General features: G+C 48.8%; 17 protein-coding genes and 1 pseudogene. 8 read left to right on the forward strand and 10 right to left on the reverse strand.

Features of this window, described 5'->3' with window-relative positions:
* The first annotated feature begins 260 nt into the window (after window positions 1–260).
* Genes D0T21_RS17850 through D0T21_RS17860 form a run of 3 tightly spaced genes read left to right on the forward strand, consistent with a single transcriptional unit; the run spans window position 261 to window position 4,769 of the window.
* Complete coding sequence (locus D0T21_RS17850; RefSeq protein ID WP_158568020.1) at window positions 261–2,126, forward strand: RHS repeat protein; 1,866 nt, start codon at window positions 261–263, stop codon at window positions 2,124–2,126.
* An 8-nt stretch (window positions 2,127–2,134) separates the two neighbouring features.
* Window positions 2,135–4,444 (forward strand): RHS repeat-associated core domain-containing protein, encoded by a 2,310-nt coding sequence (locus tag D0T21_RS17855; RefSeq protein WP_158568021.1) that lies wholly within the window; start codon window positions 2,135–2,137, stop codon window positions 4,442–4,444.
* A gap of 1 nt (window position 4,445) precedes the next feature.
* On the forward strand, window positions 4,446–4,769 hold the full coding sequence (locus D0T21_RS17860; RefSeq protein WP_116992131.1) for a hypothetical protein: 324 nt from the start codon (window positions 4,446–4,448) through the stop codon (window positions 4,767–4,769).
* A gap of 442 nt (window positions 4,770–5,211) precedes the next feature.
* Here the strand turns inward: D0T21_RS17860 and D0T21_RS17865 are convergent.
* The 3 genes and pseudogenes from D0T21_RS17865 to D0T21_RS17870 all read right to left on the reverse strand — a co-directional run.
* A pseudogene (locus D0T21_RS17865) lies at window positions 5,212–5,319 on the reverse strand (cyclic pyranopterin monophosphate synthase MoaC); the annotation flags it as partial.
* A 187-nt stretch (window positions 5,320–5,506) separates the two neighbouring features.
* Complete coding sequence (locus tag D0T21_RS31745; protein WP_147328126.1) at window positions 5,507–5,770, reverse strand: hypothetical protein; 264 nt, start codon at window positions 5,768–5,770, stop codon at window positions 5,507–5,509.
* A 48-nt stretch (window positions 5,771–5,818) separates the two neighbouring features.
* On the reverse strand, window positions 5,819–6,061 hold the full coding sequence (locus D0T21_RS17870) for a helix-turn-helix domain-containing protein (protein ID WP_116992132.1): 243 nt from the start codon (window positions 6,059–6,061) through the stop codon (window positions 5,819–5,821).
* Between the two features lie 969 nt (window positions 6,062–7,030).
* Here D0T21_RS17870 and D0T21_RS32240 point away from each other — a divergent pair.
* From D0T21_RS32240 to D0T21_RS17885, 3 genes are all read left to right on the forward strand, one after another.
* Entirely contained in the window at window positions 7,031–7,441 is a 411-nt protein-coding gene (locus D0T21_RS32240; RefSeq protein WP_199538552.1) for a hypothetical protein, read from the forward strand.
* 23 nt (window positions 7,442–7,464) lie between these two features.
* Window positions 7,465–7,773 (forward strand): hypothetical protein, encoded by a 309-nt coding sequence (locus D0T21_RS31750; protein WP_147328127.1) that lies wholly within the window; start codon window positions 7,465–7,467, stop codon window positions 7,771–7,773.
* A 638-nt stretch (window positions 7,774–8,411) separates the two neighbouring features.
* Window positions 8,412–9,917 (forward strand): primase-helicase family protein, encoded by a 1,506-nt coding sequence (locus D0T21_RS17885; RefSeq protein ID WP_147328128.1) that lies wholly within the window; start codon window positions 8,412–8,414, stop codon window positions 9,915–9,917.
* A gap of 235 nt (window positions 9,918–10,152) precedes the next feature.
* Here the strand turns inward: D0T21_RS17885 and D0T21_RS17890 are convergent, their stop codons facing one another.
* Complete coding sequence (locus tag D0T21_RS17890) at window positions 10,153–10,803, reverse strand: DUF4145 domain-containing protein (RefSeq protein ID WP_229211534.1); 651 nt, start codon at window positions 10,801–10,803, stop codon at window positions 10,153–10,155.
* Between the two features lie 218 nt (window positions 10,804–11,021).
* Between D0T21_RS17890 and D0T21_RS17895 the strand changes: the two genes are divergently transcribed.
* Window positions 11,022–11,615: a recombinase family protein gene (locus D0T21_RS17895; protein ID WP_116992136.1), complete on the forward strand. Its 594-nt coding sequence runs from the start codon at window positions 11,022–11,024 to the stop codon at window positions 11,613–11,615.
* A 295-nt stretch (window positions 11,616–11,910) separates the two neighbouring features.
* On the opposite strand, the gene D0T21_RS17900 is transcribed toward D0T21_RS17895, so the two are convergent.
* Window positions 11,911–12,585 carry a hypothetical protein gene (locus D0T21_RS17900; protein ID WP_116992137.1) on the reverse strand — a complete coding sequence of 225 codons (675 nt, stop codon included), beginning with the start codon at window positions 12,583–12,585 and terminating at the stop codon, window positions 11,911–11,913.
* Between the two features lie 351 nt (window positions 12,586–12,936).
* On the opposite strand from D0T21_RS17900, the gene D0T21_RS17905 reads away from it, so the two are divergent.
* The gene (locus D0T21_RS17905) at window positions 12,937–13,179 is read left to right on the forward strand and encodes a hypothetical protein (protein ID WP_116994450.1); all 243 of its coding nucleotides are present in this window, start codon (window positions 12,937–12,939) and stop codon (window positions 13,177–13,179) included.
* A gap of 309 nt (window positions 13,180–13,488) precedes the next feature.
* Here the strand turns inward: D0T21_RS17905 and D0T21_RS31755 are convergent, their stop codons facing one another.
* The 5 genes from D0T21_RS31755 to moaC all read right to left on the reverse strand — a co-directional run bounded on the left by D0T21_RS31755 (window position 13,489) and on the right by moaC (window position 17,169).
* On the reverse strand, window positions 13,489–13,941 hold the full coding sequence (locus D0T21_RS31755; protein ID WP_147328129.1) for a hypothetical protein: 453 nt from the start codon (window positions 13,939–13,941) through the stop codon (window positions 13,489–13,491).
* Between the two features lie 6 nt (window positions 13,942–13,947).
* Complete coding sequence (locus tag D0T21_RS31760) at window positions 13,948–14,571, reverse strand: hypothetical protein (RefSeq protein ID WP_147328130.1); 624 nt, start codon at window positions 14,569–14,571, stop codon at window positions 13,948–13,950.
* Window positions 14,568–15,260: a hypothetical protein gene (locus D0T21_RS17915; RefSeq protein WP_116992140.1), complete on the reverse strand. Its 693-nt coding sequence runs from the start codon at window positions 15,258–15,260 to the stop codon at window positions 14,568–14,570. Before D0T21_RS17915 ends, D0T21_RS31760 begins: the two co-directional genes overlap by 4 nt.
* Window positions 15,261–15,545: 285 nt before the next feature.
* Window positions 15,546–16,529 (reverse strand): tyrosine-type recombinase/integrase, encoded by a 984-nt coding sequence (locus tag D0T21_RS17920; protein ID WP_116992141.1) that lies wholly within the window; start codon window positions 16,527–16,529, stop codon window positions 15,546–15,548.
* A 136-nt stretch (window positions 16,530–16,665) separates the two neighbouring features.
* Window positions 16,666–17,169: a cyclic pyranopterin monophosphate synthase MoaC gene (gene moaC / locus D0T21_RS17925; RefSeq protein ID WP_116992142.1), complete on the reverse strand. Its 504-nt coding sequence runs from the start codon at window positions 17,167–17,169 to the stop codon at window positions 16,666–16,668.

A 17,169-nucleotide genomic window follows, 5' to 3' on the forward strand; every position in this document is an offset into this window, starting at 1 on the left:
AGCCCACCCTAAGCTCTTGGTATTGGCGAGGCACCATACACTACACGGTAACCTATCTTGATCCGCCTAATCCGCCCAAGATAACACAGGCCACATCAGCAATTGGAGGTCCAATAACCTTCAATTGCCCTCCTGGTTTTGTTCCTTATAATCTACGGATTGGTTCTGGGCTTTGCTCCGGCCCAGATCCCATAGAACCTCCCCCGCCCCCACCAATAAAGCCACCTTCAAATTGCGATTGCAATGGAAGAGATTCAAGTATGGTTTCTGATCCAAAGGTGGGCAATCCGATAATTCCTGCTACCGGAGTAAAAGAGCAAATAGAAACGGATTACTCTAATTCGGCTGGAACGCTCTATTTCACGCGCATATATCGCAGCAATACCAATCGATGGGAAAATAATTATCAGTCGTTCGCGGCCAGTCTGCAAACTCCAACTCCTTATGCCAAAAGTGGTCCTGGCTGTCTCATGGGAACTGGTTTGATGGGAAAGAAAACAATACCCTATTGCTTTGCATATGTCTCCGTTGGCACAACAAACGATTTTGCCATCCGACGAGCTGGTGGCATGATGCTGTACGCGAGTAGTAATAATTCCTATCTGCCTAAACCTGATGTCAATGATCGCGTGTCGCCTATGGTGGATTCGAATGGCGTGCCAAGCGGTTGGAATGTGGTAAACGGCGATACGGATGCCGTTGAAAACTATGATTTAAATGGCTTATTGCTGAGCTCTACTAGTCGCAACGGTCAAAAAACCACATTTACATACAGCGATGTCAATACTCCAATCTCTATCGCGCCATCAGCGGGGCTACTCCTTAGCGTAACGGATGTTTTTGGTAAACAGTTAAACTTCACGTATAACGCAAATGGTCTAATGGTAACAATGAAAGATCCGATGGATGGGATCTATCTATATTCCTATGATGCCTACAAAAATCTTATTTCTGTCACTTATCCTGATGGGAAAATTCGCAGCTACGTTTATAACGAGCCAGCAAATACTGCGAATACGAATCAACCGTTTGCATTGACCGGAATCATCGATGAAAAAAATTCCAGGTATGCTACTTTTTCATATTTCGCTTCTGGACTAGCTATTTCTACCGAGCACGCCGTTGGGATCGAAAAATACACTTTTTCATATCCTTATAAATATCAAAAAACATACGTTACCGATCCGTTGGGAACAATGCGAGCTTATAACTTCACCAGCGTGTTGGGCGTTGTTAAAAGTTCCGGCGTGACCCAACCATCACCGACGACAGGATATGTCTCTACATCCATCACTTATGACGCAAACGGTAATGTGGCATCAACGACCGACTTCAACGGCAACAGGACGACATACACTTATGACTTAACGCGTAATCTCGAATTAACCCGTGTTGAAGCAGCGGGGACGATAAATGCCCGGACAATCTCAACAGCTTGGCATCCGACTTGGCGTTTACCTTTAAAAATTGCAGAGCCCAAACGACTTACGGTCTTCACTTACGATGCTGGTGGCAATGTTTTGACCAAATCGGTTCGGGCAACCAGCGATACAACCGGAGCCTCAGGCGTCAACGCCACCATGGTCGGTGCGGCGAGGGTATGGACTTATACCTATAACCAATTTGGCCAGATGCTGACAGAGAAGAGTCCGCGAACAGACGTCAATGATGTCACCAGTTATACCTATGATGAACAAGGCAACCTAACATCTGTCGCGAACGCGGCAGGCCATACCACGGCACTGTCGAACTACGATTTGAACGGGCGCGTGGGTAGAATCACGGACCCGAACGGTCTTGTCACGGACCTGACCTATACGCTGCGTGGCCGGCTTTCTTCCCGTACTGTTGGCGGTGAAACCACAAGCTACACCTATGACGATGCTGGCCAGCTGACGCAAGTAACCTGGCCAGACAACTCCACAATTATCTATACCTATGATGGCGCTCATCGGCTGACTAATGTGGCCGACAGCCTTGGAAATAGTGTTGCGTACACCTTGGATGTAATGAGTAATCGCACGACTGAGAGTGTCAATGACCCAAATGGAGTGCTTACGCGAAAAACGACCAGGGTATATAACGCGCTGAATCGACTACAGCAGCAAACTGGAGGTGTGCAATGAGTCGCTCCATGGTTAAGCGCATTATCCCCAGCACGATCAATATTGTGTTCGCGGGTGCCACCGCTTTGGGCAGCCTCGTTAGCATTACAGCGATTGCCCAAACTCAGAATACGACCAGCAGTTTTTTATATGACCCTGTCGGCAATCGGATTCAGGCGACAGACCCTTTGGGACAAGTTACGAACGTCAACTACGACGCACTGAACCGAGTGAAGCAGCAGATACTCCCCACTCCCGCCACGGGCGTCGCCCGGCCAACAATCAACTTAAGCTACGATGGATTAGATCAACTCGCCACAGTCAGCGATCCGCGCAGCTTATCCACAAACTATACGATCACTGGCTTGGGCAACCAGTCAAACTTGAGCAGCCCGGACTCGGGTAATGGTAGTCGAACCTATGACGATGCCGGCAATGTGCTCACCAGCACCGATGCCCGCGGCAAGATAACAATCTATAGCTACGACATTCTGAACCGAGTGACTGGCATTACCTTCAGTACTGGCACTGCCACAACGTTTGAATACGACGGTGGAAGTTCCGGCGCACCGAACGCGATTGGTCGCCTGACGCGCATGACCGATGAGTCGGGACAAACCAACTACGCTTATGATCAGATGGGACGTATCACCAATAAAGTCCAGAGTACAGTCAGTGCCACAGGCACCGTCAGTCGTACAGTCAGCTATTCCTATAGCACCAGCGGTAAGTTGAGTAGTCTGACCTATCCAAGCGGGAATCGCGTCAGCTACAGCTATGATGAGGCAGGGCGCATCAGCAAAGTCACACTCAATCCATCCCTTGGCAACGGCGACACCGATACCGGGACGGCTATTATTCTTCTGGATCAAATCAATTATGCCCCTATCGGCCAGGTACGTGATTGGCTCTGGGGAAATAATAGCGAAACGGCGCCTAACAAATATGCGCGCACCTTCGACCTGGATGGGCGAATCACAAGCTACCCTCTGGGTAATGTGGCTGCAACGGTCCCAGGTGTACTTCGCACTGTGAACTATGATGCGGCCAACTCGATCAGTTCCTTCACGCATACCGGCAATGCTAGCGCATCGTTGTATGATCAAAATTTCAAGTACGATGGTTTAGGTCGCCTGACTTCTTTCACTGATAGCACAGGAAGCCAGACCTATGCCTATGACGCAAACGGCAATCGCACGCAGTTCACGCTGGGCAGCGGCTCGTACATCAATACCATCAGTGCCACGAGCAACCGACTAACTGCATCCACTGGCCCGTATCCGGCAAAGAGCAACCAATATGATTTAGCCGGCAATCTGATTACGAACGGCACGACCAATTTGACTTACAGTGACCGCGGCCGTTTGAAAAGCAGCGCCGGGACGGGGGTAACGGCAAGCTATTTGTACAATGGGCTGGGGCAACGCGTCAGCAAAACGGGGACATTGGTGCCAACCGGTGGTAACGAATATGTGTACGATGAGGCTGGGCATCTGTTGGGCGAGTACGATGCTTCCGGCGCGGTGGTACAGGAGACCATATTTTTGGGTGATATGCCCGTTTCTGTCCTTAAGCAAAACACCATCGGTACTCCGGCAGTGGTTAGTAACTCGGTGTATTACGTTTATGCGGACCACATTAATGCTCCTCGGGTCATTACGGAGGCAAGTACCGGCAATGTCGTATGGACCTGGATAGCCAGCGATCCGTTCGGCATCGCGGGGCCGAACGAAACCCCAAGCGGAACTAATGTGTTTAGTTACAACGTACGCTTCCCGGGCCAGTTGTTTGACAGAGAGACTAATACCCACTACAACTACTTCAGGGATTATGATCCGCAAACAGGACGATATTCGCAAAGTGATCCAATTGGACTTGCTGGTGGTATCAATACATTTGCATACGTTAATGGAAACCCACTGATATATGTTGATCCTTACGGCTTATGGGCATGGGGTGATCCAATCAATCAAAGCGTGGTAGATGCCGCCGCAGGCTTTGGTGACGGTGTTTCTTTGGGATTAACCACTTTGGTTCGCAGTGCGATGGGAACAAATGGTGTTGTAGATTTTTCTTCAGGTGCATACGTGAGTGGACTGGTCGCAGGTACTGTAGTAACGGCTATTGGTATCAAGCGCGGGCCCGAGTTAAGTATCGGTAACGACATAAGGATTGCCCCTTGGGGAAATAGGACAGGGAATCCATACGGTAAGTTTCCTCATTATCATCGTCGAGGAACGCCTGATGCTGATGGAAATACTCCCCCTGGACAAGGTATAGGACGGCATCGTCCGTGGGAGAAAAAGTCTCCCGATAAAAATTTCTGTGACAGGTTCTGATATGAAGATGCCATTGGTCTTTGATGAAAACGGGGACGTCTCTCTTTATTGGTCGCTTGATGAGGCGAGGAGAAATATCGAAGAAATTGATGTTAGAAATAATGAATACGTCGCTTATGATGCTGCAGGCAGGATGTTGACGCTTAGCGTAATGAATGATCAATCGATCGAGATCAAACTTGCTGAAGACATGCCATCCCATGCCCATGACTTGGTCGCTGCACTAAGACGATATGTAAACTCCCGTCAGGCGCGAGTTGACTTGGACTCTCTCTTGTTAGTGGAATTACTGCAACTTATTGATACAGGAAAAATCAAGAACTAATTAAGTGCTGAACTACGCATACAACGGTAGCACAACAAGATACGCACATTGCAGTTTCCCGTTGAGCACAGCAAACGCCTGCATCGAATTCAAGACAGCAATGCAGCGCAAATCTAGAGTCGCAATCAGAGATTACTGCGGTTTTTTATATGATGGGACGTGCAAGAAATGATGGGGAGTCGGGGCCTGCCTGAAGGTGTATTAGGCTTGCGGACCAGTGCACAAGGGTTTGCCGTTGGTAGTTCTCACTCATTGCGTGCATGGCTAATTGCGCTGGACAGTATATTAGCTCTCGAATGCGTTATGTTCACTCCACTGGGACAGGAGTGGGACAAGAACTGTTTTTAGCTTCGTTTCGATACCGGCCTGCAAGATTGTCGAGCAGGGTGGTAAGGTCACGTCCTAATGCGGTCGTGAATAATTCCTTAACCGAATCAGTTAGTTAGCTCGTTACGCTCCAATCGCCCGACTTGCCGCCATGCTTTTCCATCACGCGGATATCGGTCATGACCATGCCCCGGTCAACGGCCTTGCACATGTCGTACACGGTGTGCTTCTGGTCTTTGAGGACCAGCAGCCGCAGGCTTGAAAGCCTTGCTGTATGCGGATTTCAGCAGAATTGGTCGGTCTCAGCAGATCGCTAGATTTCGCTAAATTTTGAGTTCTTGCCCCACGAACTGGGACAAAAATGTGACAGGATTTTTGCCCTGTCTGGGGCGAAGTGTACGGCCAATTTGTCAATTGCTCACTTCTTTTTTCTGTAACCGGCTGAGATATACAAACCGCTCAAAACAACTACAGGCCATGATGTAAATGATTTGAGCGTCGAAGGCTGGAACTTCTATTGCCAGTTCCAGCAGCTTTTCACCGGCCTGCTTCCATTGCTCTGGCAATGATGATGATGATGATGATGATGAAAGCATGTCCAGCAAATCGCCAAGCGGTTTGTCATGCGACTTTATCGCTTCGACTACTATTTTAGAGATCAGATCATCGTTCATTTTTGTCTCGCTATTTCTCAAATCTAGACCCACCAAAATAGCCGTCAGCTAAAGCCCAGCCTCGGCCATCACATCGGCGACGGACACACCCAGTGCCTTGGCTAACCGAACTAGCAGCAGCACTGCAATTTCGTTTTCACCACGTTCAATCCTGCCCAGATGACTACGATCAGCAGTGGCCGCCAATGCAAGCTGCTCCTGACTCATTTTTCGCTCTTGTCTGAGTCTGCGAATGGCTCCACCAAGGGCAATTAAAGCAGGGGCGTGACGCTGAGGAGAAAGATTGGGCATTCATCAATCGTCCCACCCTATGCTATGCTGTTCGACGGTTCATGAACCGCAAATTAACTAAAAATAAAGGTAATAGATGAAACGAATAGCCGGTGTCATTTTTGCATTAACTATTGCCGGATGCGGTGGCGGGGGCGGTAGTGATGGGGCTGGGAGTTCTAGCCCAGCGCCGTACACATACTTCAAGCAAGGCGGGCTTACATGGTCGTCCACATCGTCCCAAACGTATTTCTATGTCCCACTCGGTTCGACCACTATCCCACTGGATCAAGGAGCAGGCTATTTCTGCAATGGCAGCAAAAACGGAGTCATCGACAATTTTAATAAAGAAGCTGGATGGAGACTTCCCACCTATATTGAGCTACAAAACCTATACAAGGAAATGCCAAACCCACAGGGCTGGGTGATAGGTCGAGTCTGGGCGAGCAGCGGCATAGCGCTTGATTTTTCGACTGGCGGAGGCGTAGGGGGCGGTACTCCTGAATTGACCAAGTTCTATGTTGCTTGTGTCCACCAATAGTTGAAACGAAGGCAAGCGGATAGTATTGGATAGAATTTCCACGTTTCAATAATGCTACGCTCCGCTTAACAGGGGAGTGCAGTACGAATTGATCAATAACCAGAGAAGAGAGATCAAATGAAAAAAAAACGAGTGTGGATTATCTCAATCGCAATACTTTCCGCTGTTTTACTTATAGTTAGCACACAAATCACAATATTCGTAGTCCAACCGATTGGCGCTATTCCTGAAGGGAGGACTCTAATAATTGCGCGCCTTAACAAAACAGAATTTATCGACAGTGCTGATGCCATGTGCGAACGAATTCAAGGTGGCGTTAGTATTATGTGCCGTGTAATTACGCTCGGCGCAGTAGCATCGAAATCAACCGTTTACGCTCGACTCCCCTATAGTGAGTTTCTATATAACATATCAACAAATGGTAAAACTTACAGCCGATAGGAAATCAAATGGAAATTCTTGTCATTGCAGTATTGATTGGCTTAGTCCCTGCTTCAATCGCACATAGCAAAGGACGCTCCTTTGGCACATGGTGGTTTTACGGTGCAGCATTATTTATTGTAGCTCTCCCGCATTCAATTATTATTCGACCGAATAGCCAAGAACTGGAGAAGCTTCAACTATCTGATGGAATGAAAAAATGCCCTGCTTGCGCTGAACTGATCAAAGCTGAAGCAAAGATTTGCAGATATTGTCATCATACACAACCGGAAATTATTCAATCAGATGCACAATTGGATGAAAAGGCAGCGATGCGACAATATGGCATCAGTCTCAAAGGCAGCATCTATACTATCGGCGGATACGACTACGACACTCTGCAAGAAGCTGTGAACCATGCTAAGTCTGTCAATAGTTAACTTAAATAAAAAGGAAAACCTACGTGATGCTTTTTCTGGCAATAGTCATACCGTTAGCCTTAATTTTCACTCCTGCATTTAAAAACTTCGGAAATTTTAAGAAATTAGTTATATTCTTGATTGGTGTGTCGGTTACGTTGTTTGCAGTGGCTGCTATCCGAGTTGCGATGCAGTCACCAGAACAAGAAAGAGCTCAAAAAGACGCGGAATCAGCACGTATTATGAATGAATGCGGGGCTACAAAGGAGCAAATGGAGCAGTGGTTTAAAACACATAAAGGATGGGCCGAGCATACCGAAGAAGTAGGGAAATGCATACGAAACCATCAATAGAAATCATTGATCGGTTGATCTATCCATTCAATAGAAAATCAAAAAATGGTTAGGCAAATCACTAAATTTATAAAATTCCCAAGGAGGAATCTTGTTGTAAAAAATTAACATCGCCCTATGGAAATATTATCGTTCTCTATGACATAGGCATCTCAATTCCCAACACAATAATCCCTTAAAGAAATCGAAGGTTTACACACGAAAATATGGAGAGCCTGTTCCTAGTTCTAAACCTACCGTTTAGAAGTGGTAACACTTTTGACATTTCGCAATTACTGTGGAACAATACGTCTCCCTAACAACCATGAAGGAGCGAATGAAAATATTTAATATCATAATAATATTGGAAGTAAATTCCAACTACTCAGCAAAAATTCTGCATTCCTGCCCATCTGGGCTGCCTGCATCACCCTTCCCATCAACTAATTTACCCGCTTCTAAGCACTGAAGTCGCTTCCGTTCGCCCGGATCACTTCGACTGAAGCAAAGACGTGTCAGCTCTGATGCTGGCATTTGACGCCCGTACTACGTGCAGTTCGTTTGCACCGTTCGGATTTTTAACTTTGAAAGCAACACTATGAAAAACTTTACCGTCTACATTTTTGACGTTTACCCATACCATCGAAAGGAACGAATAGATGACTCAATTGCAATTAAATTCTGCCGCAACTCCTGCTGAACCGGCTCCTACAACCACGCTGTTCCCCCCTCTCGCGCTAGTCTCCAGCTGCCATAGCCAGCCTTCAGCAAACTCGCCAAGTCCACTTCGCTTAGCTACAGCGCCAAGCGGCGGGATCAACTCCCTCCTTGATGCCCACGAGTCGCTCTCTCCAAAGCAGGCTGTCCGCCGTTACGCTGACGCCCTCAGAGATGAGTCATGGTGCATTGACACGTCCGGCTTTCCAGTCAAAGCTTTCCATGCACTAAGCAACCGATACGCTGGGCTCGATCACTTCGTGGCACGATTCCCGAAGTGGGCCAGAGAAAATAATGTTCGCGTCGAAGGTGACTTCGCACGGTTCCAGGAGATCCTTGGAAAGCGGCTTACGACGGTAATGCCGAACGTGTTGGGCTCGGCATTTCGGCCTGTGCCGGAGCGGTTTTTCGATACCCATCCCGGTATCACCCTAGCTAATACTTACATTCCATATAAGCCTCAAAGGGTGTTGCAGCTTCTGATGCCTGCGATCTTCAGAGAGTTCTTGGATCGCATTTTCATGAACCGTGAGGATGAGCGGGTAGTACTCGACTGGTGTGCAGATATCATTCAGAACCCTACTCGTCGGCCCGAATGGGGAGTGATCATGTCTGGCGATCATGGTACTGGCAAGTCCACAATGACCACGCTGGTGAGGAAGGCACTCGGCTATAACCATGTATGGCAGCGGGAGCAATATGCTCCGGCCTTGGCAAAGTTCTCAGAGGTCCTCCCGGATCATTTACTTGTTTGCTTTGACGATGCTCCTGCCAAGTCTGACACCTATGAGACTCTGAAGTTCATCATGTCGGCCAAGACGTTGGCGGTCGAACTGAAGTTTGTTCAGAAGATCGTGCAGCGAGAAGTGTACGCCAGAATTCTGATTTGTTCGAACAAGGACACGCCCTTCGAATTTGATGGGCAAGATCGTCGATTTTATGTTTGCGACCGGTCCCAAATGAAGGTTGATCTGGATGAGTCCAAGGGATTTTTTGAGAAATTTTACGAGTGGATGGGGGAGCCCAGCACCGATGCGTTCATCTACAACTTTTTCATGGATCGTGATCTGAGCGGATTCAAGCCGGGCTCAACCGCGCAGACCCCTGCGTTACGGCGAATGCTTGGCCTTTCAGTTGGAGATTTCAAGGATATCCTGACGCAATTAGTGAGGAAAGTACCGCGATTCCACAATGAACGTCTGTTACGTACATTGAAAGAGAATGGCTGCGATAACGTATCGCAAGAAGCCATTGAGCGGGTGATGAGGGGGCTGGGCTATAAGCTGGCACGCAGGAGCGTTCCCGGTTGTCGGACTGCTCAGGTGGATGTTTGGCAGCCTGATGTGAAGCGCAGTCCCAAGCTCACACCAAGCGAAGTGGTGGCTATACAAGCCGACGACAGTAGCGCGACTGATAGAGGTGGTCTGGTGCAGGCTAATGCAGTCTGATGCTTAGTTAGTGCAATGCCGTCCCCGTGAAGAGCCCTGATTCTTCAAGGGGAAGGCCCTATAATGCAGCTAATGCATGCTTTTGATAAAGCTCTTTATATATAAGTATATAGATGCCGAAGGGGGCATTTAGATTTCTTCCACGTCTTCCGTGAACTATTGCGTCTTGTTTGAGCAGCCGCAAAGCCATACAAGAGAAGACAATGGCTATCTGTTTACCACGAGTATCAAGCTGCTATGGGGTAAATTTGGTTAGCAGGAACGATTCAACGAAGGCTAGTACGCTTGCTACGTCGGGCTCACTTAGTTTGGCCCAGTCCCCATGAAGAGCCAAATTTCTAATCCGAGGCATGGCATCCAACAATGTTTTCTGCGCCCCTGCCACGAGTCCGGCAGTCTTTAATGCATTGACGACCTCTGTCATAGTCTTCCCGTCTACTAGCAGGTTGTTTGCTGCCGCGTAGCGTTTGAGGGCATCCTCAAGCGCAGCACACGCTAAGACCGCAGCGACATCCTTATGTCCATCAGTCAGAGATTGCCGGGCCAAGCCAACGAAGTCACCGAAAACCTCGCCAGAAACCTGAAGCTCGACATTGAACACGTAGCCACCATCAAAATCCTCTTTGGCTGATCGGAATAGCGAGAATAACGGCGTAACCTCATGCTCATAGCCCACTCGTGCTTTGTTACAGGCTGTCCTAAACGCATTGGCTTGCGGCGAGTGGTCGCCGAAGACTGCGCTAATTAGGCTGAGTGAACTCGTCGCCCACCCTTGCCACTTTCCATCCGGGACATACCTTGGACCGCCTCCCTGTTGTTGTGCCCAAGGTAGCTTGGCAGAAGCATCCAGTAGCTCCTGAAATCGCCTTACAAACTTCTCGTTCACAATCGTTCCTCTCAGCATAAGATGCCCTAGTGTGAGGGCTTTGTGAGCAGCAAGCAACTACTCAAGTTGGCAGATGTGTTACTCACCTTTAGATGGCTCAACAGGGTATACCTGAAAGCACCTAGTCAAATGAGCTACCAGCCTAGCTCAATAGGGTTGACTGTAAGTGAGCCATCATGTATTATTGAGCTATATACCCAACTGAGCCAAACGTCACCATGAAGACCATCTACTACGGACGCATCAGCACCACCGAGGGACAGACCAGCGCCAGCCAGTACGAGGACGCTACCAAGCACGGCGTGCCAGCCAAGCACACGCACATTGACGAAGGTGTAAGCGGCTACCACGTAGCCCCTATGGACCGTGCGGAGTGGAAGCGGGTCATGGACAAACTGTCTGATGGTGGAGTGCTGTACGTGCGCTGGCTGGACCGTATCAGCCGTCGCTACGACGAACTGCACACTGTCATGCAAACCCTGATGAAGATGGGCGTCAAGGTAGTCTGCACCCTGAACGGCATGGAGTTTGACGGCACGGCCACCGAGCCAATGCTCAAGGCTACTCGTGATGCAGTGCTGGCCTTCATGGCCGCACAGGGCGAAGCCGACTACATCAACCGCAAGGAGATGCAGAAGCGGGGCATTGAAGTAGCCAAGGCAGCGGACGACGGACGATACAAGGGCCGTGCCAAGACCTTAGACCCAGCTACCGTAAAGGCATGGCGTGCTGAACACGGCAAGAGCATCGCGGCTACAGCGGAACACTTCGACATTTCCCCCGCTACCGTCAAGCGCTACTGTGCAGCATAGGATGCGATAGGAGGCCCGTAGCGTCTCGATCACTCAGCAGGCAGTGCAACCCTGCTCATCAACGCCAGCAGCGCCCCCCGCAGATATTTCTGAAACCTGTGTAGCGAATTCTCCCCGGTTCCCCGCGCGTTTAGCAACCCGCTGGACCTCCTGACCTTCCACACCCGATCCGAAACCCTGAAGATATTTCACTGCGTTCAGCTACCGTTTCTGTACGACTGGTTGCGCGTTAAGGCAGCCCCTCTACCTTGCAAAATTTTTTAGGTTTTGGGGACCGTCAGCAGTTACGTCAAATTTACACACTTGCCCACCGGGCCGCTATTTCTTCACCTGCGGCGGCAAGATCGCTAAGACGCCGCTTGTTTGCTGCCGGTGCCGAAGATACCGTCCCCGTCGGTACATCAACGACGTAACACAGCGCCGGATCGACGCTTTTTGGATCTTTTGCATTGGCCTCAAGATGGGCGCGCAAAGCTGTAGCCACATAAGCCCCGGCTTGCTCCAGAATAGGGGCCGACTTGGAGAAGTTCAGCTTCACGCAACCAACGACGTCGCCCGTTTCCTTGTTCTTAAGGATCGCATCAGGTCGCATCGATACCTTCGTACCGCCAAAGTCCACCGTTTCGGAAGCGAAGGCATAGCCCGACTGAACGGAAACGTCTGCTACTTCCAACTCTTCTGCAAGCGGCAAGAAGTCCTCAATCGCTTCCGCAGACAGTTGACGGTCCTGAACGGCAAAATCGGAACCGGACGTGTCCGCCCGCAGTTCGGCAGCCTTCGCTAACGGCGCTCCGTCATCGACCATCCCGCTTTCGATGAAGCCAACGATAACTTCCCGTGCAGCCTTATAACGCGCAGCTTTGAATACGGGTGGATTCTTCTGATCGCGGACAATCTGCCTGCGTCGAGCAGCAGTGGCGGTCATGTACTCGCCAAGCTTGTTAATCGAGATTTTTGGTTCTTCGTTCATATTGCTTCCTTTTAAAAGATGCTGAATCGAATTAATTTCCAAAACACAAAAAACACAACATCTAGTACTTTTTAACAAAGTACATACTAATTGTAGTGTCAGGCATACCAAAAGGCAAGGCGAACGAAGTTTGCGCCCGCCATCGGATAAGAGAAGAAGCTGTTGGTTGCAGCAACGCAGCAGATGCCCGTAGCGGCTCCCGGCAGCTACGCAGAAGCGTTGCGTGTGCTGACCGTTCCCATCACAAATAGTCGGTAGACTTTTACCGAGGATTGATGTACTGTATTTGTGAACAGCGCTGTGTCTATATACAGTGTACCAAACCACACTTTGAAGGAGTGTAATTTGAGTATGAGCATGATGGGAAACAAGGCGGTCGCCTTCGCACAGGTTGCAGCGATAACAGAGGTGCTGAAGCAGAACGGAAAAGACACCTTCACCGTTAAGCTGTTGGTGAACTCTGTGGAAGTGCGCTGTGAGAAGGTATCAATGCAAGAACTGTCAATTCTTTGCAAGAAGATGGATATCACAGTGGATGAATTGATAAACGCCAATGCCAGAACGCCAATGAAAGTAGCTTCGCTACACATTTAGCATGAGTTGATGCAATTGGATTCCGCTTACACAGCACTTACAAGGACCATCCAAAGGATTGTAAGCCGCAAACCCATTGATCGTACTACCTTGTTTTTATTGAGTATTTTGGCCATTGAATCTGCGACCCTCAGCTTAGAAGGCTGAAGGTAAGTACACTGGTTGTGCTTCAACCGATCGAGCCAAGGCAGCTAAGGTGCTAGCTTTGCATGCCAAGGGTGTGACCAAGTAAGATATTGCAGCATGCGACATCGGTATCGCCAGCGTCTACCGTATCTTTAAATCGATGTGCAGAAAGCAATTTCACCACTAGTTGGCGGCAATTGAGCGTTTCATGAACAAGTGCACAGAGCCATAAACATCGCCAGTTAGCGTTTCCGGCGTTTCATGACTAATGTCATGCCATTCCCCCATTTTACTAGTCCATAGACCACTATCTAACTGACGTGACATGTGTGTAGGAACTGAAGCTGAATCCACATACAACGCAACCTTCTCAAAACCGACCTCTAAATCCCCAGAAGTACATTGCTCATATCCGAGAGATTGAAATGCAATTACAAAAGAGTTAACGGTTGTGCTTCTAGGAAGACCTGCTGGCCAAAAATTCTTCTTGGTAATTGGCTGAGGCCACCACCAATTAGATTCATCTTTTGCAGCCCAAGCAATGCAATTATAACGATCGGTTAGTGAGCTAGTTATCGTTGTATTATTATTGTTGACCAAAGGAAAGCCTCCACTATCCGTCAATTCCGATACCATTTTTATCTACCTATATCCGTTTATTGTAGCCCAGTTAAGCCAATCTTGAACCATCGCATCCATATCACCAATGTGATCATCTACAACAGGGTCAATACCTGTAATAGCTTCTAATGCCCAAAACCAATGGGTGCATCCATTTTCAATATCAGAAAAGATGAAAGGTAATGCCTTTTTCCCCAAACCGATAATACGCTGGTAGGAGCGATGCAAAATAATTTTCTCTGTTGAGGAAATGAACTTAGTTTCAGATCGCCATTTTTGCAGATTCTCAATAAATACTCTCTCAGTAGTGTCCTCACGAGCATCTGCATGAACTACCTCTGTATGATGTACCTGGGTTTCAAAAAAATCAATTGCCGGAAGGTGCGGCGAGTATTCGACAATCCAAGGATTGTGTATTTGATGAGTTATTTCAAGATAATCTCTATCATGCTTAACATTTTCAAAATAAAATTCTTGAGCTAATGCCAATAAATGTTTTGACTTATCACTTCGCTGATCTATACGAATTCCGCGTGCAGTCCCTCCTGATACATTCTGAGCGTAAGGGTGCGCGGTGGAGGAGCTTGGTGTTCTGGACGCTTTTAAATCGACCAATTCTCTCTTTCGTTCAGCGAGTGCAATCATTCATCCGCCTCATGATCATATGGGTTCAACACCAAAACTGACGCTGCTGCCATTTTTTTCTTAATCGCTTCGGCCTTCTTTTCTGCTCTCTGCAATGTATGCATGAGCGCCCGTATATCCACGGAATCTAAAGCAACGGAAAACTGAGTCTTGCCATGTGGGAAGCTCATATACTCGATGGTAAGCGTTTGTACCATCAATGTCGCAGCGATTTCAGTGACTTCATCGTCAAAAACTGGTCGAATATCAGTTATCACTTGGGCGCTGACGAAATTATTGACATTCTCCAAAGAAAGCCCAGTCCCCTTGCATGAAACGGCCAAAGACTTAACACTCAAAAGCTTTATTAAGTTATTTTTTAATTTGGCAATCGAGTCAGCGGAAAGTTTTGAATCGGAATCTTCGCTAATCAAATCTTTTATAATGGCAGTCGCAAACCTTTCAATGCTATAGCCTTCTCCCAAATATGAACTGGGATACATCGAATGCACCGCGTCGATTATGCTCTCGGCGAGAGCTTTATCTGTCTTGGTTATCTTGCTTGCAATTCTTCCAACAAAGCCAGCGTCATATAGTGCACTAGACTCGGCTTCAAACAAAGTCACAATCTCATCAACCGAGGCATCATTAAGCTCCGATATGCTAATAATCGGCTGTGTATATTCCTCAGGAATACGAACTTTCTTCATTGTGGTTCCAGAAAATGACTTAATTGAAAATGTTGCGAATAACGAATAAAAATCGACGTGACTTCTAAAAAGTATCTCATGTCGCTCAGCAACACGCACTACAGCATAACGGATATTTTTGCAACTATACAGTACTGGCGCTACCCAATGTACGCAAATTGTTGCAGGCATGCTCACGAATGTTGCAAGAAAATGGCTCGATATGACACCTATCAACAAGTTTGCGACTGCATCGTCGAAGTACAAGAAGAAAATCACAATGTATCTGTGTTGCAAATGAAGCACCTATCCCAGCTTTTGGGCAAGAACCTCCGCCTTGGGATGATAGTACCGCTTAAGCATCTGTATCGTTTGATGCCCCGTGACCGCAGCCAGTTCAATGACGTTAGGAAGCTTCTCAGCGAGTTTGCTGGTTGCCGTATGCCGGAGGTCGTGAAAGTGGAGATTAACGATCTTAGCGCGTTTGCAGGCGTCTACGAAACAGTTGTTCACCACCATATACGAGAGCGGGAATACTGGCCCAGTTTCAGCGTAGGGAAGCGTCAGCAATACAGCGACAGCTTTCCGGGAAAATGGCACCACCCTTGCTGTACCGTTCTTGGTCATTGGCAGCAACACTGTTTGGGCTTGCAGATTGACGTTTTCCCATCGCATTGACAGTAGTTCGCCGCGTCGCATTGCTGTTTCCAGCGCAAGCAAGACTAGTGGAGCCATCCAAGGGCTGCGTCGGCGCACCGGCTGTAGTTCTGCGATCAGACGGGCTTCTTCATCTACGGTGAGTAAACGGGTCCGGCCTTGAGGTGTCGAGGGTTTGCGGACCAGCGCACAAGGGTTTGCCGTTGGTAGGCCCCATTCTTTACGAGCATGACTGATGACGCTTGATAGGATGCTCAGTTCTCTAATGATGGTAGCCGGAGCAACCGTTTTGAGGCGTTCGTCGCGGTAGCTGGCAACTACGGCAGGCGTCAACTTTTCCATACTGTATGCAGCCATCTTGTGGCGTAGTATGAATTGAATCGTTTGCCGTTCGCGTTTCTCACTTCGCTTGGTGGGGCTAACCTCTTCGCCGTAGCGTTGCAGCAGGTCAGAAAGGAGGATGTTTCTGGCTGAATGTGTCGCTTGATACGCGCCTTGGTCCATTGCCGCTTCAATGGCTCTGGACCATGCTTGCGCTTCTGCTTTGCTGGAGAAGGACTTTACTTCGCTCGGATACCCGAAGCGTCTTACTTGAGCTTGCCATACGCCCGAACGTTGCCGAATTGATGCCATGTACACTCCGTTGTGACAGAAGTGTGACAAGAACTAGTTTTAAGCAAAATTTACGACATGCTCCACTGCTGCAAGAAGCGGGGGTATCAGCTAGTGCCGATCTGGTTGTTAAAAATTCTTCAGCCAGATCAATCACTTAACTTGTCGCACTCCAATCCCCCGACTTGCCGCCATGCTTTTCCATCACGCGGATGTCGGTCATCACCATGCCCCGGTCCACCGCCTTGCACATGTCGTACACCGTCAGCAGGCCGACCTGCACCGCCGTCAGCGCCTCCATCTCCACCCCGGTCTTGCCGTAGGTTTCCACCTGGGCCTTGCAGTGCACGCTGGAATTGGCGACATCGGTCTCGAAATCGACCGTCACCCGGGTCAGCGCCAGCGGGTGGCACAGCGGCACCAGGTCGCTGGTGCGCTTGGACGCCATGATGGCCGCGATGCGCGCGATGCCCAGCACGTCGCCCTTTTTTGCCGTGCCGCCGGTGATGATGGCCAGCGTTTCCGGCTTCATGCGGATGCTGCCGCTGGCCAGCGCGATGCGGTGCGTCTCGGCCTTGGCGCCGACATCGACCATGTGCGCCTGGCCGGAGCCGTCGAAGTGGGTCAGTTGATCAGCAGGCGCGGAGTTTTCGATGGTCAT

The sequence above is a fragment of the Duganella sp. BJB476 genome (genome assembly GCF_003416895.1).
Lineage (GTDB): Bacteria > Pseudomonadota > Gammaproteobacteria > Burkholderiales > Burkholderiaceae_D > Rugamonas.